A 25,148-nucleotide genomic window follows, 5' to 3' on the forward strand; every position below is an offset into this window, starting at 1 on the left:
AACCATGTCCTCCGCTCTCCACCACATCCCCCACCGCACCAAGAAGCTGCCGCCGCTGCGCGTGGGCATCGGCGGCCCGGTCGGCTCCGGCAAGACCACGCTGCTCGAGATGCTCTGCAAGTCGATGCGCGACAAGTACGACCTGATCGCGATCACCAACGACATCTACACCAAGGAAGACCAGCGCCTGCTGACGGTCGCCGGCGCGCTGCCGGCCGAACGCATCATGGGCGTGGAAACCGGTGGCTGCCCGCACACCGCGATCCGGGAAGACGCATCGATCAACCTCGAGGCCATCGACCGCATGCTGGCGCAGTTCCCCGATGCCGACGTGGTGTTCGTCGAATCGGGCGGCGACAACCTGGCGGCCACCTTCAGCCCCGAGCTGTCCGACCTGACGATCTACGTGATCGACGTCGCCGCCGGCGAGAAGATCCCGCGCAAGGGCGGCCCCGGCATCACCAAGAGCGACCTGTTCGTCATCAACAAGACCGACCTCGCGCCCTATGTCGGTGCCGACCTCGGCGTGATGGAAGCCGACACGAAGCGCATGCGCAAGCAGCGCCCCTTCGTGATGACCAACCTCAAGACCCGCAGCGGCCTCGCAGAGGTGGTGTCGTTCATCGAAGAGCGCGGGATGCTGGCCGAAGCCTGATCAGAGTTCGCTCGCGTCCTTGAGCTGGCGTGCCTTGTAGACCAGCCGGACGCTCGCATGGTGCGGGTCGCTGATGCGCTGGGCGTAGACATCGCAGTCGCCCTGGACCCAGGCCGCAGAGGCGCTGCCCGGGTCGTTCGAGCCGAGTTCGGGACCGAAGCTCTGGCGGCCCCAGGCGACGATCTCGGCAAAGGCCGCGGCCCCCAGGTCGGGCGCCGCGGCGGTCGCGGCGACCCACTCCACGCGCCGCAGCTGGCCGCCGGCAAAGAAGAACACCGGCTCGAAGGACAACCCCGCGAGCTGCGTCGGCGCGGCCCGCCAGGCCCCGGCGAGGCCACCGGCCAGGCGCTGCGGACGCTGCACCCGCTCGGCACTGGGCAGCACCGCCTGCAGCTCGTCGGCCGACATGCCGAGCCGAACGCCGGGCGGGAGGGCCTGGGCCCAGCCGGCCTGAGCGGCCGACAGCAAGGCGGCGGCGGCGGCGAGCGCGCGGACCGGTTTCGACAGGAAGCAATGCATGGGGAATCGGACAGGGAAAAGGCCGGGTATGACTCCGGGCCGGGCGGCAAGTTCAGCCGCGGACCTGCTGCGGGATCGCATCAAATTGTGACGACCGATGTGATTTGGTCCGCATCTTGCTCCTGGATTAGGCCATAGGGCTTGTATCGGAAAGTCACAAGACGCGCGATACTGCCACAACCCGTTACACGTCAGAGCGCCATCATGGCTTCAGAAGCGATCTTCCATCCCGCGACCGGCAGCGTCCAGTTCGCCATTTATCCCGACGGCTACGACGGCGCCCGGATCATTGCCCGGATCGACGAGGAGGCGCTTCACGACCGCTTCCACGCGCCCGAAGGCCGCGATGCGGACCTGGTGCAGGCCTACGCGCGCAACGCCGACTCGATCGACGCCCGGGCCACCGCCCGCTACCGCGAGAACCCGGCCCGCGCGATCTGCCTCGGCAGCGAGGACTTCTAGCCTGGCGGACACCGCGCAGCCACTAAAAAACGGCCCCGAGGGGCCGTTTTTCCTTGCCTTCAGGGAGGCTTACTTGCGTGCCTTCTTGGCCGGTGCGGCGGCCTTGGGCGCGGCTGCCTTCTTGGCGGGTGCTGCCTTCTTGGCCACCGGCTTCGCGGCGGCCTTGTCGGCCTTGCGCTTGGCGGCCTTGGGATCGACCGCGGCCTTGAAGGCTGCGCCCGCCACGAACTTCGGCACCTTCTGGGCGGCGATCTTGATCGCTGCGCCAGCCTGGGGGTTGAAGCCGGTGCGAGCAGCGCGTGCCACTTGCTTGAAGGTGCCGAAGCCGATCAATTGGACCGGGTCGCCCTTCTTCACTGCAGCGACGATGGAGCCGGTGATGGTTTCCAGGATGCGTGCGGCTTCGGCCTTGCTGACGTTGTGCGTGGTGGCGATCTTCTCGACCAGTTCGATACGGTTCACTTCAAATTTCCTATGGATGGTTTCGCCATGTTGCCTATGGCGGCGCAGCCTGCGACGCAAGCTGCAAGCGGCGCGGAGTGTAACGTAGGTGTGACCGATGCCTTCTCACGCGGCCCTCGGCGCGACCCGCGCATCGCCTCGTGCGCGATGCATTCCGGATGCCGCCGCGGTCGAATTCCGCTGATCCGGCGCAAGAAGCGTCTCGTCGGCCGGTCGCATGGCCTTGCCCGGCAGGCGGGCACCGAACGACGGGCTATCCTCGCGGCACGCCGCTTCCCGGCGCAGAAAAGGATGCACATGACGGCCCCCACGCTCTGGTGGTTGATGACCTTCGCGCTGGTCGCCCTCGAACTGGTGACCGGCACCATCTACGCGCTGCTGGTGGCGATCGGCTTCGCGGTCGGCGCGCTGGCCGCCCACCTCGGCGCCGCGATGCCGACGCAGATCGTCTCTGCCGCCGTGGCCTGCATGGCCTTCGTCGGCGGCTGGTACCTGCGCGCCTCTCGGCGCCCGAAGGCGCGCCTGTCCGACGTCCAGATCGACGTCGGCGAACAGGTCAGCGTGCCGGCCTGGAGCGAGGGCCGAACGGCCGAGGTCCGCTACCGCGGCGCCACCTGGCAGGTCAAGCCGGCGTCCGACGGACCGATCGCGCCCGGGCTGCACCGCATCGTCGACGTGCAGGGCAATTTCCTGGTCGTCGAACCCATCGGCTGATGCGCTGCCGGCCCGCCTCTCACCACTGAAAGAAAGTCCTCATGGAAGTCTCCCTCGTTCTCCTTGTCGTCGCCATCCTGTTCATCGCCCGCGCCGTCAAGTTCGTTCCCCAGCAGCATGCCTGGGTGGTCGAGCGCATGGGCAAGTTCCACGCCACGCTGCTGCCGGGCGCCAACTTCCTGGTGCCCTTCATCGACCGCGTGGCCTATCGCCACAGCCTGAAGGAAGTGCCGCTCGACGTCCCGAGCCAGGTCTGCATCACGCGCGACAACACGCAGCTCACGGTCGACGGCATCCTCTATTTCCAGGTCACCGACCCGATGCGTGCGAGCTACGGTTCGTCGAACTACATCACCGCGGTCACGCAGCTGGCTCAGACCTCGCTGCGCAGCGTGATCGGCAAGCTCGAACTCGACAAGACCTTCGAGGAGCGCGACATCATCAACGCCCAGGTGGTGGCCGCGATCGACGAAGCCGCGCTCAACTGGGGCGTCAAGGTGCTGCGCTACGAGATCAAGGACCTGACGCCGCCGAAGGAGATCCTGCACGCGATGCAGTCGCAGATCACGGCCGAGCGCGAGAAGCGCGCGCTGATCGCCGCCTCCGAAGGCCGCCGCCAGGAGCAGATCAACATCGCGACCGGCGAGCGCGAGGCCGCCATCGCGCGCTCCGAAGGCGAGAAGCAGGCGGTGGTGAACAAGGCGCAGGGCGAGGCAGCCGCCATCAGCGCCGTGGCCGAAGCCACGGCCGGCGCCATCGCCCGCATCGCCGAGGCGATCGAGAAGCCCGGCGGCCATTCGGCGGTCCAGCTCAAGGTGGCCGAAGAAGCGCTGCAGGCCTTCGGCAAGGTGGCCGACAAGTCGAAGGCGACGCTGATCGTGCCGAGCAACATGACCGAGGTGTCGACGCTGATCAGCTCGGCGATGGCGATGGTCAGGGGCCCGGCCGCCTGAGGAGCCCGCCATGCGTGTCGCCGAACGCGACCAGACGGTCGCCGAAGAAATCATGAACGCGCTGAGCCACGGCCTCGGCCTGCTGCTCGCCATCGCCTCGCTGCCGATCCTGGTCTGGAGCGCCTCGCGGCAAAGCGCGGCGGCGGTGGTCGGTGCCAGCCTCTTCGCGGGCACGATGATCCTGCTGTATGGCGTGTCGACCCTCTACCACGCCCTGCCGCTGGGCCGCGCCAAGGCCTGGCTCAACCGGCTCGACCACGCGGCCATCTACCTGTTCATCGCCGGCAGCTACATGCCGTTCCTGTTCGGCGTGCTGCGCGGGCCCTGGGGCTGGGCGCTTTTCGGCGCCGTCTGCGGCGCCGCCGTGCTGGGCGTGGCCGCCAAGCTCTTCAACCGGCTGCGGCATCCGCTGTGGTCGACTGGCCTGTACGTCGCGATGGGCTGGATGGCGGTGGCGGCCGCGGTGCCGCTCTACGAACGCATGTCGAGCTCGGGACTGGCCTGGCTGGTGGCGGGCGGCCTGGCCTACACGGCCGGCGCCGTGGTGTTCCTGTTCGACAACAAGGTGCGCTTCGCGCATTTCGTCTGGCACCTGTTCGTGCTGGCGGGGAGCGCCTGCCACTTCTTCGCCGCGCTGTGGCATGCGCATGGGTAGGCTTCAGAGCCAGTCCATTTCGCCCGCCGTCCAGTCCGACGCGTCCGCGGCCAACACCACCGCCAGCGATTGCGTCTCGGGCAGCAGCCGCTCGAAGTAGAAGCGCGCAGTCGCCAGCTTGGCCCGGTAGATCGGATCGCCGTCCGGCGACTGGCGGGCCCGCGCCACCGCCGCCATGCGTGCCCACATCCAGGCCAGTGCGACATGGCCGATCAAGCGCAGGAACGGCATCGCGGCGGCGCCGGCCGCGTCGGGATCGGCGCTCGCCCGCTGGACCTGATCGCGCGCCGCGCGGCGGGCCAGCGCCACCACGTCGCTCAGGGGCTCGGCGAACTCGCGCAGGCCATCGTCCTGCGCCTGCGCGAACTGCTCGACCGCGTCGAGGAACAGGCCAAGCCCCGCGCCCCCATCGGCCAGCACCTTGCGCCCCAGCAGGTCCATTGCCTGGATTCCATTGGCGCCTTCGTACAGCGGGATGATCCGCGCATCGCGCAGGTGCTGCTCGACGCCGTTGTCGGTGATGAAGCCATGGCCGCCGAAGACCTGCATCGCCATGCTGGTGCATTCGACCGCGAGCTCGCTCGAGAAGGCCTTGACGATCGGCGTCGCCAGCGCCAACAGTTTCGCGGCGCGCTCGCGCTCCTTCGGGTCCGCGCCGCGACGCTGGACATCGGCCAGCTGCGAGGCCCACAGCGCGAAAGCGCGTGCGCCTTCCACATACGCCTTCTGGGTCAGCAGCATGCGCCGGACGTCGGCGTGGGCGACGATGGGGTCCGCCGGGCCGCTGCGCGCGGCCTTGGTCGGCGCCCTCCCCTGCGTGCGGTCCCGGGCATAGGCCAGCGCCTTCTGGTAGGCCGCATCCATCAACCCGATCGCATTGACGCCGACCACGATGCGCGCGTGGTTCATCATCACGAACATCGCCGCCAGGCCGCGGTTGGCTTCGCCGAGCAGCCAGCCGGTGGCGCCGTCGAAGTTCATGGTGCAGGTGGCATTGCCGTGGATGCCCATCTTGTGCTCGATCGAGCCGCAGGCCAGCGCATTGCGCTCGCCGACGCCGCCGTCCGCCGTCGGCAGGAACTTGGGCACGATGAACAGCGAGATCCCCTTCACGCCCGGCGGCGCATCGGGCAGCCGCGCCAGCACCAGGTGCACGATGTTCGCCGTCAGGTCCTGCTCGCCGCCCGAGATGAAGATCTTGGTGCCGGTGACCGCGTAGCTTCCGTCCGCCCGCGGCTGGGCGCGCGTGCGCAGCAGGCCCAGGTCGGTGCCGGCGTGGGGCTCGGTCAGGCACATGGTGCCGGCCCATTCACCCGAGGCAATGCGCGGCAGGTAGAGCGCCTGCTGGGCCGGGTCGCCATTCGTCGCCAGGCAGGTGTACGCGGCGTGCGACATGCCCGGGTAGGCCGCCCAGCCCATGTTGGCGCCGCAGAACATCTCGTAGAGCGCGTTGTCGAGCACCGAGGGCATGCCCTGCCCGCCATGCACCGGGTCGCAGGCCAGCGCGGTCCAGCCGCCGGCGCAGAAGCGCTCGTAGGCCTCGCGGAATCCCGCTGGCGTCTGGACGACGCCCGGGGCCGGCATGCGGCAGCCCTCGCGGTCGCCGCTGCCGTTGAGCGGCGCGATCACTTCCGCCGCGAAGGTGCCGGCGGCGTCGAGGATCTGGTCGAGGGTCTCGCGGTCGAGCGCTTCGGTGCCGTCGGCGGGCGAAGTGGCGCAGACATCGAGCAACTCGTGCAGCACGAAGCGCAGGTCGCGCAGCGGGGCGGTATAGCCGATCATGGCTGGCGCAACTCGCGACGCAGGATCTTGCCGACCGTCGACTTCGGCAGCGCCTCCAGGAAGCTGATCTGCCGCGGCACCTTGTACCCCGCCAGGTTGGCGCGGCAATGCGCCTCGACCTCGCCGGTGGTCAGCGCTTCGCTGCGCCGCACCACGAACAGGTGCGGCGCCTCGCCCGAGCGCGCGTCGGGCTGGCCGATGCAGGCGCACTCGACCACCCCCTCGTGCATCGCGACCACCGCCTCGATCTCGTTCGGATAGACGTTGAAGCCCGACACCAGGATCATGTCCTTCTTGCGGTCGACGATGGTCATGGCGCCGCTCGCATCGGCCACCACCACGTCGCCGGTGCGGAAGAAGCCGTCCTCGGTCAGCGCCTTGCGGGTGTCCTCCTCGCGCTGCCAGTAGCCCGCGAAAAGTTGGGGGCCCTTGAGCAGCAGTTCGCCCGGCGTGCCGTCGGGCACCGGGCGGCCATCGTCGTCGACGATGCGGGCATCGGTCGACGGCACCGGAATGCCGATCGAGCCGTTGCGCCCGGGCGGATTGAAGGTCGCCGAGGGCGAGGTCTCTGTGAGTCCGTAGGCCTCGGTGATCGGCCGGCCGCCGGCCGCATGCCAGCGCTGCGACACTGCCTGCTGGATCGAGGCACCGGCGCCGATCACCAGCCCGGTGCCGCTGAAGTCGACGCTCGCCAGCTCGGGCGCGTTGACCAGCGCATTGAACAGCGTGTTGACGCCGATGAAGACCAGGAAGGGCGCGCGCTTCATCTCGGCGATCACCGCGCCCGGGTCGCGCGGGTTGGCGACCAGCCGCATCACGCCGCCGAGCTGGAAGGTGATCAGCGACACCTGCAGCGGATAGATGTGATAAAGCGGCAGCGGCGCCACCACCGACCACTCGCGGGTGTCGACGGCGAGCCGCATCCAGCTCAGAGACTGCAGCACGCCGGCGCCCACGCTGCGATGCGTCAGCACCGCGCCCTTGGACAGGCCGGTGGTGCCGCCCGTGTACTGGAGGAAGGCGGGATCGGCCGGGGCGATCTGCACGACCGGCGCCGGCAGCTCGCCGGCCCGAGCGATCGCGCTGGCCAAGGTCATGCGCTTCGCCGGATCGCCGGTGGCACCGGCACCGGCCTCGGCCGCGATCGCGGCCAGCAGCCCCGCGGTCGGCGCCGTGAGGATCTGCTCGACGCCGGCTTCGAGGATCACGCCCTCGAGCGCCTCGCGCAGCGCCTCGGCCAGCACGATGCAGCGCACGCCCGCGTCGGCCAGTTGATGGGCCAGTTCGCGCGGCGTGTAGAGCGGATTCACCGGCACGGCGACCAGGCCGCTGCGCAGGATCGCGGTCATGGCGATCGGGAACGCGAGCCCGTTGGGCAGCATCAGCGCAACCCGGTCGCCCTGGCGCAGGCCGGCCCCGGCGAAGTGCGCCGCGAGCCGGGTCGACAGGCGGCCGAGCTCGGCATAGGTCAGGGATTCGCTGCCGGCCGTCACCGCGGTGCGTTCCGCGAATGACGCGATCGAGCGCTCGAGCATGGCCGCCAGCGTCTCGCCCCGCGGCAGGTCGATATCGTTGGCCAGTCCGGGCGGATAGGCGGCATGCCAGCGTCGTGATTCCATGGTGTCTCCTGGTGTTGTGATCGATGCGCGTTCAGCGCGCGAGCTCTTCGCGGATCATGTCCATGCGGTCCTGGCCGAAGAACATCTCGTCGCCGACGAAGCTGGTCGGCGCGCCGAAGACTCCGCGCGCCACGGCTTCGTCGGTAGTGGCCTTGAGTACCGCCTTGACCTCGGAGTCGGCGGCCAGCGCCTGGACGGCTTCGGGCGAGAAGCCCGCATCCGCCAGCGTCTTCGCCGTGAGTGCCGGCTGGTTGAGATCGAGCGCGTCGATCCACATCGCCTTGAAGACGGCGGCCAGCAGATCCTGCAGGCGCTCCGGCTCCCGCAGCTGCACGCCGGTCACGGCTCGCATCAGGAACAGCGTGATGATCGGAAAGTGCGGGTTGTTGAGGTAAGGCACGCCGTACTTGCGCGCATGCCGCTCGTAGTCGCGCACCGTGTAGCGGCCCTTGGCTGGAATGGCACCGGGCGACGCGTTGCCGGTCGCCTGGTAGACGCCGCCCAGCAGCATCGGCTTGTAGACCAGCTCGGCGCCGGCCGCTTCGCACAGGCGCGGCAGCTGCGTCCACGCCAGGTACGAGGCCGGACTTCCCACATCGAAAAAGAACTCCACCGTCTTGCCCATTGCCGCTCCTTTAATAAACGTTCGTTAACTGAACGGAAGTTATGTTATTGTTTTTTGATTGTCAACAAGGGTTCCCCCGAGGCCTCCGATGCGCTACTCCAGCACTCACAAACAAGAAGTCCGCGACAAGCTGATGGCCAGCAGCCGGGCGATCGCCAAGCGCGGCGGGTTCGAGTCCACCGGCGTCGATGCGCTGATGGGCGCCATCGGCATGACCGGCGGCGCCTTCTACAGCCACTTCCCGTCGAAGCAGGCGCTGTTCGAGGCACTGATCAGCGAAGAGGTGGACAACAGCGCCAACATGCTGGCCGGCAACGAAGACTCGCCGGCCGACCACGTGGCGCGCTGCCTGCGCGGCTACCTGAGCAGCTTCCACGTCGAGAACCCCGACCAGGGCTGCGCCCTGACCGCCCTGGGCCCCGAGATCGCGCGCGCCGGACCCGAGGTGCGCCGCGCGGTCGAGGCCAGCCTCAAGCGCACGCAGAAGAACTGGAGCGATCGCATCGGCGACTCCGACGCCGCCTGGGCGCTGATCGCGCAGTGCGTCGGCGCGGTGGTGCTGGCACGCGCGGTCGAGAGCGACAAGACGCGCAAGGAACTGCTCGCCGCGAGCCGCCGCTTCATCGACCAGGCGCATGCGCTCGAGCATCCGTGCTCGACCTCGCCCGGCCACAAGAAGGCCTGATTCCATCGTCGCGGGCCGCGCGCTTGCTTGACACCGCTCGCGCCTTTGGCTAACGTTCGTTTAGCTAAACGCTCATTCATCAATCCAAAGGAGACAGTCATGGCGGAGTCGCAAGGTCAGGGAAAAGTCGCGCTGGTGATCGGCGCCGGCGATGCAACGGGCGGCGCCATCGCGGCCCGCTTCGCCAGGGAGGGCTACATCGCCTGCCTCACGCGGCGCTCGGCCGACAAGCTGCAGCCGACGGTCGATGCCATCCGCGCCGCCGGCGGCCAGGCCTTCGGCTTCAGCAGCGACGCCCGCAAGGAAGAGGACGTGATCGCGCTGGTCGAACAGGTCGAGCGCGAACACGGACCGATCGAGGTGATGGTCTTCAACATCGGCGCCAACGTGCCCTCCAGCATCCTCGAGGAGACAGCGCGCAAGTACTTCAAGATCTGGGAGATGGCCTGCTTCAGCGGCTTCCTGAACGGTCGCGAAGTGGCCAAGCGGATGGTGACGCGCGGCCGCGGCACCATCCTCTTCACGGGCGCCACGGCCGGCCTGCGCGGCGCCGCCAACTTCGCCGCCTTCGCCGGCGCCAAGCATGCGCTGCGGGCGCTGGCGCAGAGCATGGCGCGCGAACTCGGGCCGCGCAACATCCATGTCGCGCACGTCGTGGTCGACGGCGCGATCGACACCGAGTTCATCCGCACCAGCTTCCCCGAACGCTACGCGCTGAAGGAGCAGGACGGCATCCTCAACCCCGAGCACATCGCCGACAACTACTGGCACCTGCACGCGCAGCCGCGCGACGCCTGGACCTTCGAGCTCGACCTGCGGCCCTACATGGAGCGCTGGTAGGCCTTCGAAGGGAACACGAACATGAAGACACGCATCACCGAACTCTTCGGCATCCGGCACCCGATCATCCAGGGCGGCATGCACTACGTCGGCTTCGCCGAGCTGGCCGCCGCGGTCTCGAACGCCGGCGGGCTCGGGCTCATCACGGGCCTGACGCAGAAGACGCCCGAGCTGCTGGCGAAGGAAATCGCCCGCTGCCACGAGATGACCGACAAGCCCTTCGGCGTCAACCTGACCTTCCTGCCGACCTTCTCGGCACCGCCCTACCCCGAGTACATCGCCGCCATCGCCGAAGGCGGCATCCGCGTGGTCGAGACCGCCGGCCGCAGCCCCGAGGCCCACATGCCGGCGCTCAAGGCGGCCGGCATCAAGGTGATCCACAAGTGCACCTCGGTGCGCCATGCGCTCAAGGCCGAAGCCATCGGCTGCGACGCGGTCAGCGTCGACGGCTTCGAGTGCGGCGGCCATCCGGGCGAGGACGACCTGCCCAACATGATCCTGCTGCCGCGCGCCGCCGAAGAACTGCGCATTCCCTTCGTCGCCTCCGGCGGCATGGCCGACGGCCGCAGCCTGGTGGCGGCGCTGGCGCTCGGCGCCGACGGCATGAACATGGGCACGCGCTTCATCGCGACCCAGGAAGCGCCGGTGCACGACAACGTCAAGCAGGCGATCGTGAAGGCCAGCGAGCTCGACACCCGCCTGGTGATGCGCCCGCTGCGCAACACCGAACGGGTGCTGAACAACGCCGGCGTCGAGCGCATCCTGGAGATCGAGCGCGAGAAGGGCGCGGCGCTGCAGATCTCCGACGTTTACGACCAGGTGGCGGGCGTCTATCCGCGCGTGATGGTCGAGGGCGAGATGGACGCCGGCGCCTGGAGCTGCGGCATGGTGGCCGGGCTGATCCGAGACGTGCCGACCGTGAAGCAATTGATCGACCGCATCATGGACCAGGCCCACGGCCTGATCACCGCGCGCCTGGCCGGGATGCTGGCCTAGGCGTAGAGCGCCTCGATCTGCCCGGAGAAGCTGCGCTGCGCCATCTGGCGCTGGATGCGAAGGGCCGGCGTCAGCTCCTCGTCCTGGGCCGACAGCGTGCGCGCCAGCACGCCGAAGCCCCGGATGCGCCGACCTTCGGCCAGCGCGGCGTTGAGCCGGTCGATCTGCGCCTGCACCAGCGCGTGCACCTCGGGCTTGCCGACCAGGTTGGCGTAGTCGGTGAAAGGAATGCCCTCGGCCTGCGCATAGCTCAGCACGCTCTCCTCCTCCAGCGCCACGAGGCAGGCGCAGTGGCTGCGCTGTTCGCCCACCAGCATCGCGCCGGCGATGTAGCTGCTGGCCAGCAGCGCCGCCTCGATGGCGCCCGGCGCCACCCGATCGCCCGAGGCCATCGCGAACGACTCCGACAGCCGCCCGACCACGCGCGGCACGCCGTCCTCGCCCGCCACCGCGAGGTCGCCGGTGTGCAGCCAGCCATCGTGCGTGAGCGCGGGCGGCTGCAGCGCACCCTCGCGCCAGTAGCCGGCGAGCGGCGCCACCGGCCTGAGCTGCAGCTCGCCGTCGCCGGCGATGCGCGCCACCGACGGCCCGAGCAGGCAAGGCCCGCAGGTCTCGGCGCTTTCATAGAGGTCGACCAGCGGCACGCCGATGGCGCCATACCACTGCGCCAGCGCCGGCGCCGCCAGCGCCCCGCCGCTGAACACCTGGCGCGCCCGCGCCAGTCCGAGCGACCGGCGCACGTGCCTGCGCGCCGCCTGCGCCAGCCAGCCGCCGGCCGTGCCGTCGATGCTGCGGCGATAGAGCCTGCGCTCGCGCGGCGCGGTGAGCAGCGCGGCGCTCTCGGTGCGCGCCTGCAGCTTTTCCCAGAAACGCGGCGGCGCGTGCACCCAGTGCGGCTCCACCTCGCGCAAGTCGTTGGCCACCGTGGCCGGGCTCTCCGGGAAATGCACCAGGCCGTGGCCGAGCACCGGCAGCACCGCCGCGAGGATGCGCTCGGCCGCGCTGGCCAAGGGCACGAAGCAGAGGCTCCGATCGCCGTCGCGCGTGCCCAGCGCCACCTGCACCGCAGCCCCCTGGCGCATCGCCGCCGCCTGCGAGAAGGCCGCCAGGCGCGGTGTGCCGGTGGTGCCCGCGGTGCCGGCGAGAAAGGCGGTATCCCCGCCCTGCCCGGCCGCGATGCGCGCCTCGAATCGCGCGGCCGGCGCCGCCTCATCGGCCGCCAGGAAGGCCGCGAGGCCGACCACTCTGGCATCGCCAAGCTCTCGAACGCCACGTTCGTCGAAGGCGACCACCCGCGCCAGGCGGGGCAGGCGCGCGGCCGAGGCCAGCACCTTGGCCGCCTGCGCCGCGTTCTCGACAAAGGCCACGCGGGAGCCGGCGTCGGCCAGGTGCCGGCCGACACGGCGTGCCGAACAGGTCGGGTAGACGCCGTGGCTGACGAAGCCCATGGCCTGGGCCGCCATGTCGGCATGGAGCCATTCGGGCCGGCTCTCCGAGATGATCGACACCACCTCCCCGGGCACCAGCCCGAGCCGGTCGAGCGCCAATCCGATGGCCTGCGCCTGCGCGAAGAACTCGCTCCATGTCACCGCCCGCCAGATGCCGCGCCGCTTGTGGCGCATCGCGACCTGATCCGGCTGGGCCCGGCAGCGTGCCAGCCAGGCCTGCGGCAGCGTCATCGTCGCCGCCGCGCTCACAGGCTGCTCTTGGCCGGGTCGATGATCTCCGAGCGCGGCAGCCACTGGCCGTCGACCACCTGCTCGACGCGGCACCACTCGGGGTCGACGTGGTTGTCCTTGAAGCGCTGCGTCTCGTAGGACGATTCGCCCTTGAAGCTGGAGGCCTGCAGCGTCTTCACGAGGCCCGCGGTGGTCAGGTCCTTGCCGGCCGCCTGCAGGCCCTGCATGAACCACGAGGCATAGTCGTAGAAGACCAGCGCGACATCGTCGGGCTCCATGTTGAAGCGCTTGCGATAGCTGTCGGACCAGCGCTTGAGTGCCGGGCCCTGCGCCGACGCCGGCGTGATGCGCCAGCCGCCGATGCCGTACAGGCCCTCGACCGAGGCCTTGCCGATGCTCAGCGTGGTGCCGGCTCGGCCCGGGCTGGCGGTCAGCACGTTGACCCCGCTCCAGCCCAGCTTCTTGACCTCGGCCGCGACGGCGATGGTTTCGCGGGTGGTGGTGGCGCCCACGATCAGGTCGACGCCGGCGGCCCGCATGCGCGCCACCTGCGACGAGAAATCGATGTCGCCGACCTTGTAGCCGGCCTCGGCGGCCAGCGCCATCCCCTTGGCGGCGAGGCCTTCCCTGACGCCCTTGCCGACCAGGTCGCCGAACGGCCCTTCCTGGTAGATGAATCCGACCTTCTTGCTGCCCAGCTTGGCGAGTGTCCACTTCAGGCCCGCGGCCGTTGTCGTGTCGTAGTGCAGGTTGGCCGTGAACAGCAGCGGCGAGTCGCCCGAGGCCTTGCGGATCAGCGCCGCCGCACCGTAGGGTGCAAAGCAGATCACGCCGGCATCGACCGTCTTCTTGACCGTGGCCACGCCCGGGCCGGAGCCGAAGGGGCACAACAGCGCAAAGACCTCGTCGCGGCGGATCAGCTTGTCGACCACCCGCACCGCCTGCGGCGGCTGGCTGCCGTTGTCCTCGATCACGAAGCGCAGCTTGCGGCCATGGATGCCGCCGGCCTCGTTGGCCTCGTCGACGCGCATCTGCAGCCCGTTGCGGATCGGCGGCATCGTGATGGCGGCCGGGCCCGACAGGTCGAGGTGCGTGCCGAGCACGATCTCGCCGCTGCTGACGCCGGCGGCACGCGCGGGCGCGCCGAGAAAAGCGGGGGCGAGGCCGGCCAGGCCGGAATGGAGCAGGGTACGACGGCGAAGGCTCATGGGATGTCTCCTGAAGTGATCGAAGGTGAAGGCGCCCTAGCGCCAGCTGGCGCTGCGGCGCTGCGGCCGGGCGGCTTGCGCGGCACCGGGCGCCGCATGGCCGCCGGTGCCGCCGAGATAGAAGTCGCGCACGTCGTCGCGCTCGCGCAGCCTGGCGCAGCTGTCGGCCGCGACGATGCGGCCGAGCTCGACGATGTAGCCGTCGTCGGCGGTGGCCAGCGCGATCGCGGCGTTCTGCTCGACCACCAGCACGGCCGTGTTCGTCTCGCTGCGGATGCGCTGCACGATGGCGAAGATCTCCTTGGTGAACAGCGGCGACAGGCCGAGCGAGGGCTCGTCGAGCAGCAGCAGCCGCGGCCGGCCCATGAAGGCGCGGCCGATCGCCACCATCTGCTGCTCGCCGCCCGACAGCAGGCCGGCGGCCTGGCCCTGGCGCTCGCGCAGGCGCGGAAACCACTCGAACACCCGCTCGATGTCGCGCTTCGCCTCGGGATCGCGCCGGCGGGCGAAGGCGCCCATCCGCAGGTTCTCCAGCACGCTCAGGAAGGTGAACACCTGTCGGCCCTCGGGCACCAGCACCACGCCCGCCCGCGCCACCGCATCGGCGTCGCGGCCGTCGATGCGCCGGCCCTCGAACTCGATCCTGCCCTTGGCCGGGTCGATCACGCCGGCGATGGTGTTGAGCAGCGTGGTCTTGCCGGCGCCGTTGGCGCCCAGCACCGCCACGATGCGACCGGGCTGGACCTCGAGGCTGATGCCGCGGATGGCGTTGACCGGCCCGTACCAGGTCTCGATGTTGCGCACGCTCAGCAGTGCAGTCATGCCTCAGGCTCCCAAATAAGCCGCGATGACGCGCGGATCGGACTGCACCTCGGCCGGGGTGCCCGAGGTCAGGACCTGGCCCTGCTCCATCACCAGCACGCGGTCGGCCACGGCCGAGACCAGCGACATGTCGTGCTCGACCATGACCACGGTAATGCCCAGCGCATCGCGGATGTCGCGGATCCAGTGGGCCAGCTCGTGGGTCTCCTCCGGGTTCAGGCCCGAGGCCGGTTCGTCGAGCAGCAGCAGCTTCGGCCCCGCCACCAGCGCGCGGCCCAGCTCGACGATCTTGCGGATGCCGTACGGCAGTCCGGCGACCAGGCTCATGCGATGCGGCGCCAGGTCGAGCAGCGCGATCACGTCCTCGACCACCTCGCGCGTCGCGGTCTCGGCGCGGCGCACCACCGGCAGGTCGAACAGCTGCGCCAGCAGGCTGCCGTGCGGGGCGCAGTGGCGGCCCAGCATCAGGTTGTCGAGCACGGTCGCGCCTTCGAACAGCTCGATGTTCTGGAAGGTCCGCGCGATGCCATGTCGCACCACGTCGTGCCTGGCCACGCCGGTGATCTCCCGGCCCAGCAGCCGCACCGAGCCGGCGCTGGCGTCGAACACCCGCGTGATCAGGTTGAAGACCGAAGTCTTGCCGGCGCCGTTGGGGCCGATGATGGCGAACACCTCGCCCTCGGCCACCTCGAAGCTGACGTCGCGCACCGCGCGCACGCCGCCGAAGGAAAGGCTCAACTGGTCGACTTCGAAGAACGCCATCAGCCACGCTCCGATCGCATGTAGGCCTTCTGGCGCCGGAAGCCGCCGCGCCGGCGCAGCGGAAACTCGTCGAGCGCGCTGCGGATGCGGACCCAGCGGCCGTTGATGCCGCGCGGCTCGAGCAGCACGAAGAACACCAGCACCGCGCCATAGACGAACAGCTCGAGCCCGAACTGGCTGCCGATGCGCGCCGGCAGCAGCGGCTTGGCGAGCGAGATCAGCGACGGCAGCATGCCGATCAGCAGGGCGCCGAAGATCGCGCCGCGCAGGCTGCCCATGCCGCCGATGAAGACCATCAACACCAGCTGCAGCGACAGCGCGAGGCCGAAGCTCTCGGGCGTGATGAACTGGGTCTGGTGGGCCAGCAGCGCGCCGGCCAGGCCCGAAACGGCCGCGGAGATCACGAAGGCCAGCACCTTGGTGCGCGCCACGTGGATGCCCAGGCCCTGGGCTGCGGCCTCGGAATCGCGCACGCCGACGAAGGCGCGCCCCGTGGCCGAGCGCATCAGGTTGAGCAGCAGCCAGAGCACCAGCGCCAGCATCGCGAGGCAAAGGAAATAGAAGGGCAGCGGTCCGCCGAGGCTGAAGCCGAACAGCACGGGGTCGGGCACCGCGAGGCCGCTGTGGCCACCGGTCACGGATTTCCACCGGCCGGCGACGTGCTCGGTCACGATCGCGAAGGCCAGCGTCACCACCGCCAGGTGCAGGCCCGAGACCCGGATCGCCGGCAGGCCGACCGCCAGCCCGGCGAGCCCGGCCGTGATGGCGGCGGCGAGCAGCGACAGGGGCAGCGGCAGGCCCAGCGTCAGCAGTTGCGCGTGGGTGTAGGCGCCGATGCCGAGGAAGGCCGCCTGCCCCAGCGACACCTGGCCCGTGAAGCCGGTCAGGGTCATCAACCCCAGGCTGGCGATGCACATGATGAAGATGAACGAGGCCTCGCCGACATAGAAGGTCGGGATCGCGAACGGCGCGACCACCAGCGCCGCCGCCAGCGCGCCGTACAGCAGCCGCTGCTCGCGCGTGCGCAGCAGCGCCCGCCCTTCGGCATAGCTGGTCTGGTAGTTGTCCCGGCTCATACGCGCCTCCCGTGCGCTTCGCCGATCAATCCGCGCGGGAAGAACACCAGCACCGCGATCAGCACCAGGTAGGGCATGACGTCCTTGAAGCCGTCAGGCAGGTAGACGCCCGAGAACTGCTCGATCAGCCCGATCAGCAGGCCGCCGAGGATGGCCCCGGGCACGCTGCCGAAGCCGCCGAGCACCAGGGCCGCCAGCGCCTTCAGCATCACGAACCACAGGCTCAGGTCGACCAGCGAGATCGGTGCCAGCAGGATGCCGCAGAGCGCCGCGATGGCCCCCGAGATCGCCCACACCAGCGAGTTGAGCCGCTTGACGCGCACCCCGCACAGGTAGGAGGCCAGCTGGTTCTGCGACGAGGCCTGGATCGCCACGCCGAGCGCGGTGCGCTGCAGGAAGACGAACAGCAGCGCCGTCACGCCCAGTGCGGCCGCGATGATCACCAGGTTGAGGTCCGCGACGATGGCGCCGCCCAGCGTGGTGGCGTGCCCGGTCCAGGGCGTCGGGTAGCTGCGCGAGTCCGGACCGAACACCATGCTGGTGCCGCCGCGGATCATGAAGCCGATGCCGATGGTCAGCATCACGCCCGCGAACTGCGGCTGGCCGACGATGGCGCGCATCACGCGGGCCTCGAGCAGCCAGCACAGCAGCGCCGCCAGCAGCACCACCAGCGGCAGCGCGAACCAGAACGACAGCCCGGCCTCGGCGATGAAGTACCAGGCCGCGAAGGACGACAGCATCAGCACGTCGCCATGGGCGAAGTTCAGCACTTCGGTGGCCTTGTAGCCGAGCACCAGCCCGAGCGCCACCAGGCTGTAGATGGCGCCGGTTGAAACGCCTTGCAGGCCCAGTTGGACGAACTGCGACAGCGACGCTGAATCGAATGCACCCATTGTGTCCTAACGATCGTTAACTAAACGATCGGCAGACTATAAGGACATGCGGGGGCCCGCGTCTCTAGTGGTTAGTCCCAGGGTCGGCGCGGAGGGCGCCGGGCGCCGGGGGCGTCGACAGTCCGCCACGGCGGGTGTGCGATATGCACGAACGAAGGGCCGGATTTTTCCGAAGGCCCTGTTCTGTCATGGACAAGTCGCCGATGTTGAGGATCATCGGGACTCAGCCAAGGAAATCACCATGAACAGCCGCATCCGCTCGATCCGCGCCGGCCGCACGCCCAAGCCCGCGGCGCGGCGTTCCATCGCCGAGGCGCTGTCGCGCAAGCTGGGCACGCTGGTCGGGACCGATCGGCGCCGGGCCCTGCGGGCCCGGGAGCGCTTCGAGCAGCTCGAGCCCGACCAGCGCCTGCGCGAAGTGGGCGAGTGGTAGCCGGCGCCCGGTCGGGCCGCCCGCGGTGCGAAGCCGCCGCCACGACCTGAGGCTTTCGCTACCATCGACGGGCCAACCACCGCCCGTCGAATGCCCCAGCCCTCACTCTCCCCGCGCCAGACCCTCGGCACCCTGCTGCGGTCGGCCGCCGGCCCGCTCGAGCGGCCGGTGCGCTTTCTGGGCGAGGTGCTGCTGTCGGCCGGCGCCGCGATGCGCGGGCATTGGACTTTCCGCCGCGAGGATCTCGGCCGCGTCCTGGCGGACTGCAGCGCGCGGGCGGTGGCCATCGTCCTGGTCGTGAACCTGCTGGTGGGCGCGATCCTGGCGTTCGTCGGCGCGGTGCAGCTGGCCAAGTTCGGCGCCGGCATCTTCGTCGCCGACCTGGTGGCGATCGCGGTCGCACGCGAGATGGCCGCGATCATCACGGCGGTGGTCATCGCCGGGCGCACCGGCGCCGCCTTCGCGGCCGAGATCGCGACCATGCAGGCCAACGAGGAGGTCGACGCGCTCGAGGTGCTGGGCCTGACCGCGATCGACTTCCTGGTGCTGCCCCGGGTGGGCTCGCTGCTGCTGATGATGCCGCTGCTGTACATCTTCGCCTGCGTGGCCGGCCTGCTGGGCGGGATGATCGTCGCGGCCGCCATGCTCGACCTGTCGGCGACCGCCTACCTGCAGCGCACCGCCGAGTCGCTCACCTGGACCCACCTGGGCCTGGGCATCGGCAAGTCGGTGACCTTCGGCGCCCTGGTCGGCATGGTCGGCTGCTACTACGGCCTGCGGGCCCAGCGCAACGCGGCCGGCGTCGGCGTCGCGACCACAGGCGCGGTGGTGACCAGCATCGTCGGCATCATCGTGCTCGACGCCATCTTCGCGGTCTGCGCCAACGCCCTGGACATCTGACATGAGCCTGCTCGCCGTGGACCAGCTCGTCATGCAGTTCGGCACCCGCCTGATCCAGAAGGACATCTCGCTCAAGGTCGAGAAGGGCTGCATCTTCGCCGTCATGGGCGGCAGCGGCTGCGGCAAGAGCACCTTGCTCAAGCACCTGGTGGGCCTGCTGCCGCCGGCCGCCGGCACGGTCACCTACGACGGCGTCGACTTCTGGGCCAGCGACGACGCCCAGCGCAGCGCCCTGCGTTCGCGCTTCGGCATGCTGTTCCAGAGCGCCGCCCTGTGGTCGTCGATGACGGTGCTCGAAAACGTCTGCCTGCCGCTCGCGCGCCAGACCCGGCTCGACGCGAAGCAGCGCGAGGCCAAGGCGCGCGAAGTGCTCGAATGGGTGGAACTGGGCGAGTTCGCGAACTTCTATCCCGCTTCGCTCAGCGGCGGCATGAAGAAGCGCGCCGGCCTGGCGCGCGCCATCGCCGCCGAGCCGCCGCTGCTGTTCCTCGACGAGCCCTCGGCCGGCCTCGACCCGATCAGCTCGCGCCGGCTCGACGACCTGATCCTCGACATCCGTCACCGCACCGGTGCCGCCGTGGTCTTCGTGAGCCACGAACTGCCGAGCCTGTTCGCGATCGCGGACGACGGCATCTTCCTCGACGCCGACAGCAAGCGGCCGATCGCCCACGGCTGCCCGCGCGAACTCGCCCGGCAGGACGTGCACCCGACGGTGCATGCCTTTCTCCATCGGGAGGTGCCGCCGCCGGCCGTGCCTGCCGCAACCGAGGCCACCCCATGAAACGCAATGCCCTGCTGATCGGCGGCTTCGTCGTCGCCGCCCTCGTGATCACGGTCGCGGCCATCCTCTGGCTCAGCGGCAACGACCTCTTCACCCGGCAACAACGCGCCCGCGTCTTCTACCAGGGCAACGTGAGCGGGCTGTCGGTGGGCGCACCGGTGACCTTCCGGGGCGTCACGATCGGGCAGGTGACCGACATCGGCATCCTGATGGACCCGATCTCGCTCAAGACCACGGTCCCGGTCACCTTGCGGCTGCAGCCCAGCGCGCTGCGCCTGACCGACGCCAAGGACAAGGTCCCCGACCTGACGGTGCTGGTGCAGCGGGGCCTGCGCGCCCGGCTGGCCTCGCAGAGCATCGTGACCGGCCAGAAGGCCATCGAGCTCGACTTCCTGCCGGGCACGCCCGACACGCTGCTCGGCGGCCCGGGCGCCACCGAGATTCCGGCGGTGGCCGACCGTTTCGGCGCCCTGATCGACCAGGTCGCCAACCTGCCGCTGCGCGACACGGTGGCCGACATGCGCCAGGCGATCCAGGCCCTGGAGACGACGCTGGCGTCGGTGCAGAAGACGCTCGACAGCGCCCAGGGCGTGCTCGGCGGCGCCGCCCGGCAACTCGATCTCACCGCCGTCGAGTCGCGCAAGACACTGGCCGTCGCGACCGAGGCCATCCGGCAGGTGCAGGGCAGCTCGCAGGCGACGCTGAAAGCGATCACGCAGCTGGCCGACAGCTCCCAGCAAACGGTGCTGGCGGCGCAGCCGGAACTGCAGCGCACCCTGGTCGGCGCCCGCCAGGCGTCGGAGACCGCCAAGCTGGCGATGGACCGGCTGGCCGACATGGCGGCACCCGGAGCCCCCTTGCGCGGCGACCTCGACGCCACGCTCCGGGATCTTTCACAGGCGGCGCGCAGCCTGCGTTCCTTGAGCGAGCAGCTCGAGGAGCGGCCCAACGCCATCATCTTCGGGAACCCACGCCAATGACTGCACTGACACGATGGACGGCCTGGCCCCTGCACGCCGCGCTGGCGGCCCTGTTGGCGGGCTGTGCCTCGGCGCCTCCGCCGATGCTGCTGACACTGCCGCAAGCGGTCTCTCCAACGGCGGCGGCCGCCATGCCGGCTCCGACGGCCGCGCCGCGCGTGCTGGCCGTGGGACGGCCCGAGATTCCTGAATACCTGGTGGCACGCCGGGTGCGCTACCGGGCCGAGGCCAGCACGCTGGGCGAATGGCCCGATGCCTTCTGGGCCGAGCGGATCGAGGTCGGCGTCGGGCGCGAATTCAATGCGGCGCTGCGCGAGCGCCTGCCCGGCTGGCGGCTGTGCGAGACCAACTGCAGCGAGCAGTCGCCCGCCGCATCGCTCCAGGTGGTGTTGACGCGCATGGACTATGTGCGCGGCGAACGGCGCCTGAAGGCGAGCGGCCGCATCATGCTGTGGAGCACCGAACGCGTGCCGCGCCTGCTGCAGGGCGGCGGGTTCGAGTACGACATCGCGGGCGATGCGGACACGCCGCAGTCGCAAGCCGCCACGGTGACCGAACTGCTGCGGCGCGTCGCCGCCGATGCGGCGGCCTCGGTCGCCAAGGCGCCCTGAACGGGCCGCGTCGGCCCTACTTGAGTGACTGCTTTTCCGAGGCGCGCTCGCCCGGCCGGCTGTCCGCGATGAAGTCGTACTGCCCGCCGCCTTCGCGCGCGCGGACGCTGTGCATCTGCGGCGCGGCCAGCCGGTCGGCGCCGCTGCCCAGCGTGTTCGACTGCAGCGGCTGGCCGGAGAACGCAGATCCGCAGGGCCGGTCGGACAAGACCGTCTGGCCGCGTTCATCCTTGCAGCGATGAATCTCGGCCGCTGCCATCGTGCTTGCTGCACAGAGGCTCCAGACGGCGATCGTTCGAAACAGGGGCAGCACCAGAGAGGGCATGGGTCGCTTTCGAATGTTTCGGCAATCCTAGGCCGAGCCGGCGAAGCTCGAAGCAAATTGTCACGAGTGGCCGAGACAAATCGTGACAAACATCTCACGCCCTTGTGCGCGTTGCGCAACGTCGCGACACGTTTCGGCGGACGCCGACATACAAGACGCGCAGTCTGTACTACAAAAGGATTCCTTCAAGTTCGGGCCGTTCAAATGAACCCGTTTCATCGACATATCGTTCCCGAAACCGCCGTCTGGCCCGCCGTGCAGCGGCCGGTGGCGTACGTACAGGTCGGCGACCTGGTGGAGATGTGGGTCCGGCGCGCCCCGTCGGATTTCGCAACCTGCGAGTTCTGCCAGACCGTCAACCACCAGAGCGATGCGCGCTGCCGCACCTGCGGCTGCCCGCTGCCGGTCGGCGACGAGGCCGACCCGGCGCCCGAGCCGCGCGCGGTGCGCCAGAGGGCAGCGCCGGCACCGGCCGTGAAGTCGCTGACCAACGTCATGCGCCTGGCGCTGCTGCCGCCGCTGCTGCTCTTCGTCGGCTTTGCCGGCTGGTACCAATCGCGCTTGCCGGGCACGGCGCCGCACGCCGCGCTCGCGGTCGCCGCGACCGTCCCCGCCGCGGCACCTTCGCACGCCGCACCCAAGCGCAAACCCTCGCGGCTGGCGGCCGGCGACCTCGGCCTGAGCGAAGGCGAGGTGGCGATCGTGTCGGGCGGCGGCTCGCCGGCAACGTTGGCCGACGAGGAGGCCGAGCCCGCTCGGGCGGTGGCCGCGGAAAGCAACGCACCGACGCGAACCCGGAAGGTGGCGGTCCAGTCGGCGGCCGTCCGCGCCGAGCGAAACCCGCTGGCCGCCTGCAGCGGCAGCAACTTCTTCGCCCGCGCCATCTGCGTCAACAGCCGATGCGCGGATCCCAGGAGCGCGCATCTGGGCCAGTGCCGCGAAGCGATTCGCCAGCGCCAGATCGACGAGGCGCGCCGCAATCCCAGCCTGATGGGCTGAGTCCCCATCGAGAGCATCCGGATCGGCACGATCCATGCTCCCCCCCTTAGACCCTCTACCACGAGGCGAAACACCCCTCAAGTAGACTAGCGCGCGTCGAAAACGACGGCCCGCGGCCACCTGCCTGCCGCGGGCATCCCGCACATCCGCCAAGCTCCAGAGGTCACACAATGGCTACCGCTCAATCCAAGATCATCTACACCCTCACCGACGAGGCGCCGCTGCTGGCCACGGCCTCGCTGCTGCCCGTCATCCAGACGTTCGCCGCGCCGGCAGGGATCGAGGTCGCGACCAGCGACATTTCGGTGGCAGCCCGCATCCTGGCGGAGTTCCCTGAATTCCTGACGCCCGAGCAGAAGGTGCCCGACAACCTGGGCGAGCTCGGCCGCCTGACCCAGTCGCCCGACACCAACATCATCAAGCTGCCCAACATCAGTGCCTCGGTGCCCCAATTGCTGGCAGCCATCAAGGAACTGCAGGCGCGCGGCTACAAGATCCCCGACTACCCCGAAGACGCCAAGACCGACGAACAGAAGGCACTGCTGGCGCGCTATTCGAAGGCGCTCGGCAGCGCGGTCAACCCGGTGCTGCGCGAAGGCAATTCCGACCGCCGCGCCCCCGCGGCCGTCAAGCGCAACGCGCGCAAGAACCCGCACTCGATGAGCAAGTGGAGCCCGGCCTCGCGCACCCACGTCTCGCACATGCACGGCGGCGACTTCTACGCCGGCGAAAAGAGCATGACGCTCACCAAGGCGCGCGACGTCCAGATGGACCTGGTGACCAAGAGCGGCCAGACCATCGTGCTGAAGAAGAAGGTCGCCCTGCTCGAAGGCGAGATCATCGACAGCATGTTCATGAGCAAGAAGGCGCTGCTCAAGTTCTACGAGGACGAGATGGAAGACGCCCGCGAGACCGGCGTGATGTTCTCGCTGCACGTCAAGGCGACCATGATGAAGGTGTCGCACCCGATCGTCTTCGGCCATGCGGTCAAGGTCTTCTACAAGGACGCCTTCGCCAAGCACGGCAAGCTGTTCGATGAACTCGGCGTCAACGTCAACAACGGCCTGTCGAGCGTCTACGACAAGATCAAGGACCTGCCGACCTCGCAGCGCGACCAGATCGTCAAGGACCTGCACGCCTGCCACGAGCACCGCCCCGAGCTGGCGATGGTCGACTCGGCCAAGGGCATCACCAACCTGCACGCGCCGAACGACGTCATCGTCGACGCCTCGATGCCAGCGATGATCCGCCTGGGCGGCAAGATGTGGGGACCGGACGGCCGTCCGAAGGACACCAAGGCCGTGATGCCCGAGAGCACCTTCGCCCGCATCTACCAGGAGATGATCAACTTCTGCAAGACCAACGGCGCCTTCAACCCCGTGACCATGGGCACCGTGCCCAACGTCGGGCTGATGGCGCAGAAGGCCGAAGAGTACGGCTCGCACGACAAGACCTTCGAGGTGCCCGAGGACGGCGTGGCCCGCATCGTCGACATCGCCACCGGCGAGGTGCTGCTCGAGCAGAACGTCGAGACCGGCGATATCTGGCGCATGTGCCAGACCAAGGACGCGGCGATCCGCGACTGGGTCAAGCTGGCCGTGAACCGGGCGCGCCTGTCGGGCATGCCGGCCGTGTTCTGGCTCGACGAATACCGCCCGCATGAAGCGGAACTCATCAAGAAGGTCCACACCTACCTGAAGGACCACGACACCAAGGGCCTGGACATCCAGATCATGTCGCAGGTGCGCGCCATGCGCTACACGCTCGAGCGCGTGATCCGCGGCAAGGACACCATCTCGGTCACCGGCAACATCCTGCGCGACTACCTCACCGACCTGTTCCCGATCATGGAACTCGGCACCAGCGCCAAGATGCTGTCGATCGTGCCGCTGATGGCCGGCGGCGCGATGTTCGAGACCGGCGCCGGCGGCTCGGCACCGAAGCACGTCAAGCAGCTGGTCGAAGAAAACCACCTGCGCTGGGATTCGCTCGGCGAGTTCCTGGCGCTGGCCGTGTCGCTCGAGGACCTGGGCCAGAAGACCGGCAACAAGAAGGCCAAGGTGCTGGCCGAGACGCTCGACACCGCCACCGGCATGCTGCTCGACAACAACAAGGGCCCGTCGACCAAGACCGGCGAACTCGACAACCGCGGCAGCCACTTCTACCTGGCGCTGTACTGGGCCCAGGCCCTGGCGGCGCAGACCGAAGACAAGGAACTGCAGGCGCATTTCGCGCCGCTGGCCAAGACCCTGGCCGCCAACGAGCAGAAGATCGTCGACGAACTCAAGGCGGTGCAAGGGCAGCCGGCCGACATCGGTGGCTACTACATGCCCGATCCGAAGAAGACCGCGACCGTCATGCGGCCGAGCGCCACCTTCAACGCGGCGCTGGCCTCCGCGGCCGCCTGAGCGAGCACCCCGCCGACCGCTGGTTCAGGTCGGCGCCACGATCCAGGCCCGCTTCGGCGGGCCTTTTTCTTGGCCGTCCGCCCTCATTTCGAGAAGGATGGCGGGCGGCTGGCGGCGGTCAGCATTTCGAGCCCGAGCGCCCGGCCCATGCGCTGCAGTTCCCCGGACAGCCGTCGCACCTCGGCCAGCGCGGCCTGGTCCCCGGCCTGGAGGCGGTTGAATTCCCTGGCGAAGGCATCGGTGACCTCGGTCCATCGATGGAACGCGGGGTTGTCAGCAGGGAGTGGAGAGTCCATTGGGTTGC

General features: G+C 69.5%; 28 protein-coding genes. 15 read left to right on the forward strand and 13 right to left on the reverse strand.

What is annotated here, in order from left to right:
• Positions 1 to 4: 4 nt before the first annotated feature.
• On the forward strand, positions 5 to 655 hold the full coding sequence (gene ureG / locus QTI17_RS16645) for an urease accessory protein UreG (protein WP_286534487.1): 651 nt from the start codon (positions 5 to 7) through the stop codon (positions 653 to 655).
• On the opposite strand, the gene QTI17_RS16650 is transcribed toward ureG, so the two are convergent.
• The gene (locus QTI17_RS16650) at positions 656 to 1,174 is read right to left on the reverse strand and encodes a hypothetical protein (protein ID WP_286534489.1); all 519 of its coding nucleotides are present in this window, start codon (positions 1,172 to 1,174) and stop codon (positions 656 to 658) included.
• Between the two features lie 204 nt (positions 1,175 to 1,378).
• On the opposite strand from QTI17_RS16650, the gene QTI17_RS16655 reads away from it, so the two are divergent.
• The gene (locus QTI17_RS16655) at positions 1,379 to 1,636 is read left to right on the forward strand and encodes a DUF1488 family protein (protein ID WP_286534491.1); all 258 of its coding nucleotides are present in this window, start codon (positions 1,379 to 1,381) and stop codon (positions 1,634 to 1,636) included.
• Between the two features lie 69 nt (positions 1,637 to 1,705).
• On the opposite strand, the gene QTI17_RS16660 is transcribed toward QTI17_RS16655, so the two are convergent.
• Complete coding sequence (locus tag QTI17_RS16660; protein ID WP_478141354.1) at positions 1,706 to 2,098, reverse strand: HU family DNA-binding protein; 393 nt, start codon at positions 2,096 to 2,098, stop codon at positions 1,706 to 1,708.
• 297 nt (positions 2,099 to 2,395) lie between these two features.
• Here QTI17_RS16660 and QTI17_RS16665 point away from each other — a divergent pair, with 297 nt between their 5' ends.
• The 3 genes from QTI17_RS16665 to trhA are packed head-to-tail and all read left to right on the forward strand — an operon-like array spanning position 2,396 to position 4,420.
• Positions 2,396 to 2,812 carry an NfeD family protein gene (locus tag QTI17_RS16665; RefSeq protein ID WP_286534492.1) on the forward strand — a complete coding sequence of 139 codons (417 nt, stop codon included), beginning with the start codon at positions 2,396 to 2,398 and terminating at the stop codon, positions 2,810 to 2,812.
• Positions 2,813 to 2,853: 41 nt separating this feature from the next.
• On the forward strand, positions 2,854 to 3,765 hold the full coding sequence (locus QTI17_RS16670; RefSeq protein ID WP_286534494.1) for an SPFH domain-containing protein: 912 nt from the start codon (positions 2,854 to 2,856) through the stop codon (positions 3,763 to 3,765).
• Positions 3,766 to 3,775: 10 nt separating this feature from the next.
• Entirely contained in the window at positions 3,776 to 4,420 is a 645-nt protein-coding gene (gene trhA, locus QTI17_RS16675; protein ID WP_286534496.1) for a PAQR family membrane homeostasis protein TrhA, read from the forward strand.
• Between the two features lie 3 nt (positions 4,421 to 4,423).
• On the opposite strand, the gene QTI17_RS16680 is transcribed toward trhA, so the two are convergent.
• From QTI17_RS16680 to QTI17_RS16690, 3 genes are read right to left on the reverse strand one after another with little or no spacing between them, the layout of a single operon-like run.
• Positions 4,424 to 6,202, reverse strand: coding sequence for an acyl-CoA dehydrogenase (locus QTI17_RS16680; protein ID WP_286534498.1), 1,779 nt, complete (start codon positions 6,200 to 6,202; stop codon positions 4,424 to 4,426).
• Entirely contained in the window at positions 6,199 to 7,821 is a 1,623-nt protein-coding gene (locus QTI17_RS16685) for an AMP-binding protein (protein ID WP_286534499.1), read from the reverse strand. The genes QTI17_RS16680 and QTI17_RS16685 overlap by 4 nt, the downstream gene beginning before the upstream one ends.
• Positions 7,822 to 7,852: 31 nt before the next feature.
• The gene (locus QTI17_RS16690) at positions 7,853 to 8,446 is read right to left on the reverse strand and encodes a 2-hydroxychromene-2-carboxylate isomerase (protein WP_286534501.1); all 594 of its coding nucleotides are present in this window, start codon (positions 8,444 to 8,446) and stop codon (positions 7,853 to 7,855) included.
• A gap of 88 nt (positions 8,447 to 8,534) precedes the next feature.
• Here QTI17_RS16690 and QTI17_RS16695 point away from each other — a divergent pair, with 88 nt between their 5' ends.
• From QTI17_RS16695 to QTI17_RS16705, 3 genes are all read left to right on the forward strand, one after another.
• On the forward strand, positions 8,535 to 9,131 hold the full coding sequence (locus QTI17_RS16695) for a TetR/AcrR family transcriptional regulator (protein ID WP_286534503.1): 597 nt from the start codon (positions 8,535 to 8,537) through the stop codon (positions 9,129 to 9,131).
• A 99-nt stretch (positions 9,132 to 9,230) separates the two neighbouring features.
• Positions 9,231 to 9,971, forward strand: a complete 741-nt coding sequence (locus QTI17_RS16700) for an SDR family oxidoreductase (RefSeq protein WP_286534505.1) — start codon at positions 9,231 to 9,233, stop codon at positions 9,969 to 9,971.
• A 21-nt stretch (positions 9,972 to 9,992) separates the two neighbouring features.
• A complete protein-coding gene (locus QTI17_RS16705) occupies positions 9,993 to 10,967 on the forward strand; it encodes an NAD(P)H-dependent flavin oxidoreductase (protein WP_286534507.1) in 975 nt (324 codons plus the stop codon).
• Here QTI17_RS16705 and QTI17_RS16710 read toward each other — a convergent pair.
• From QTI17_RS16710 to QTI17_RS16735, 6 genes are read right to left on the reverse strand one after another with little or no spacing between them, the layout of a single operon-like run.
• The gene (locus tag QTI17_RS16710) at positions 10,964 to 12,664 is read right to left on the reverse strand and encodes an AMP-dependent synthetase/ligase (protein ID WP_286534508.1); all 1,701 of its coding nucleotides are present in this window, start codon (positions 12,662 to 12,664) and stop codon (positions 10,964 to 10,966) included. The two genes, QTI17_RS16705 and QTI17_RS16710, sit on opposite strands and share 4 nt — an antisense overlap.
• Positions 12,661 to 13,854: an ABC transporter substrate-binding protein gene (locus tag QTI17_RS16715; protein WP_286534510.1), complete on the reverse strand. Its 1,194-nt coding sequence runs from the start codon at positions 13,852 to 13,854 to the stop codon at positions 12,661 to 12,663. Before QTI17_RS16715 ends, QTI17_RS16710 begins: the two co-directional genes overlap by 4 nt.
• Before the next feature lie 36 nt (positions 13,855 to 13,890).
• The gene (locus QTI17_RS16720) at positions 13,891 to 14,676 is read right to left on the reverse strand and encodes an ABC transporter ATP-binding protein (protein WP_286534512.1); all 786 of its coding nucleotides are present in this window, start codon (positions 14,674 to 14,676) and stop codon (positions 13,891 to 13,893) included.
• Positions 14,677 to 14,679: 3 nt separating this feature from the next.
• Positions 14,680 to 15,438, reverse strand: coding sequence for an ABC transporter ATP-binding protein (locus QTI17_RS16725; protein WP_286534514.1), 759 nt, complete (start codon positions 15,436 to 15,438; stop codon positions 14,680 to 14,682).
• The gene (locus QTI17_RS16730; protein ID WP_286534516.1) at positions 15,438 to 16,514 is read right to left on the reverse strand and encodes a branched-chain amino acid ABC transporter permease; all 1,077 of its coding nucleotides are present in this window, start codon (positions 16,512 to 16,514) and stop codon (positions 15,438 to 15,440) included. Before QTI17_RS16730 ends, QTI17_RS16725 begins: the two co-directional genes overlap by 1 nt.
• Positions 16,511 to 17,407, reverse strand: a complete 897-nt coding sequence (locus QTI17_RS16735; RefSeq protein ID WP_286534518.1) for a branched-chain amino acid ABC transporter permease — start codon at positions 17,405 to 17,407, stop codon at positions 16,511 to 16,513. Before QTI17_RS16735 ends, QTI17_RS16730 begins: the two co-directional genes overlap by 4 nt.
• A gap of 241 nt (positions 17,408 to 17,648) precedes the next feature.
• Between QTI17_RS16735 and QTI17_RS16740 the strand changes: the two genes are divergently transcribed.
• The 5 genes from QTI17_RS16740 (at position 17,649) to QTI17_RS16760 (ending at position 21,112) form a co-directional block, all read left to right on the forward strand.
• A complete protein-coding gene (locus QTI17_RS16740; protein ID WP_286534520.1) occupies positions 17,649 to 17,840 on the forward strand; it encodes a hypothetical protein in 192 nt (63 codons plus the stop codon).
• Positions 17,841 to 17,930: 90 nt separating this feature from the next.
• Positions 17,931 to 18,740, forward strand: coding sequence for an MlaE family ABC transporter permease (locus QTI17_RS16745; protein ID WP_286534521.1), 810 nt, complete (start codon positions 17,931 to 17,933; stop codon positions 18,738 to 18,740).
• A gap of 1 nt (position 18,741) precedes the next feature.
• Complete coding sequence (locus QTI17_RS16750) at positions 18,742 to 19,521, forward strand: ABC transporter ATP-binding protein (protein ID WP_286534523.1); 780 nt, start codon at positions 18,742 to 18,744, stop codon at positions 19,519 to 19,521.
• Positions 19,518 to 20,501 (forward strand): MlaD family protein, encoded by a 984-nt coding sequence (locus tag QTI17_RS16755; protein ID WP_286534525.1) that lies wholly within the window; start codon positions 19,518 to 19,520, stop codon positions 20,499 to 20,501. Before QTI17_RS16750 ends, QTI17_RS16755 begins: the two co-directional genes overlap by 4 nt.
• Complete coding sequence (locus tag QTI17_RS16760) at positions 20,498 to 21,112, forward strand: ABC-type transport auxiliary lipoprotein family protein (RefSeq protein WP_286534527.1); 615 nt, start codon at positions 20,498 to 20,500, stop codon at positions 21,110 to 21,112. Before QTI17_RS16755 ends, QTI17_RS16760 begins: the two co-directional genes overlap by 4 nt.
• A gap of 16 nt (positions 21,113 to 21,128) precedes the next feature.
• Here QTI17_RS16760 and QTI17_RS16765 read toward each other — a convergent pair whose 3' ends face one another.
• Entirely contained in the window at positions 21,129 to 21,437 is a 309-nt protein-coding gene (locus tag QTI17_RS16765) for a DUF4124 domain-containing protein (protein ID WP_286534529.1), read from the reverse strand.
• Positions 21,438 to 21,641: 204 nt separating this feature from the next.
• On the opposite strand from QTI17_RS16765, the gene QTI17_RS16770 reads away from it, so the two are divergent.
• Together QTI17_RS16770 and QTI17_RS16775 are read left to right on the forward strand one after the other, a co-directional pair.
• The gene (locus QTI17_RS16770; RefSeq protein WP_286534531.1) at positions 21,642 to 22,436 is read left to right on the forward strand and encodes a hypothetical protein; all 795 of its coding nucleotides are present in this window, start codon (positions 21,642 to 21,644) and stop codon (positions 22,434 to 22,436) included.
• 170 nt (positions 22,437 to 22,606) lie between these two features.
• The gene (locus QTI17_RS16775; RefSeq protein WP_286534532.1) at positions 22,607 to 24,844 is read left to right on the forward strand and encodes an NADP-dependent isocitrate dehydrogenase; all 2,238 of its coding nucleotides are present in this window, start codon (positions 22,607 to 22,609) and stop codon (positions 24,842 to 24,844) included.
• Positions 24,845 to 24,927: 83 nt separating this feature from the next.
• Here QTI17_RS16775 and QTI17_RS16780 read toward each other — a convergent pair whose 3' ends face one another.
• On the reverse strand, positions 24,928 to 25,140 hold the full coding sequence (locus tag QTI17_RS16780; protein WP_286534534.1) for a hypothetical protein: 213 nt from the start codon (positions 25,138 to 25,140) through the stop codon (positions 24,928 to 24,930).
• Positions 25,141 to 25,148: the final 8 nt, after the last annotated feature.

The organism is Variovorax sp. J31P179 (genome assembly GCF_030316985.1).
Taxonomy (GTDB): domain Bacteria; phylum Pseudomonadota; class Gammaproteobacteria; order Burkholderiales; family Burkholderiaceae_C; genus Variovorax; species Variovorax ginsengisoli_B.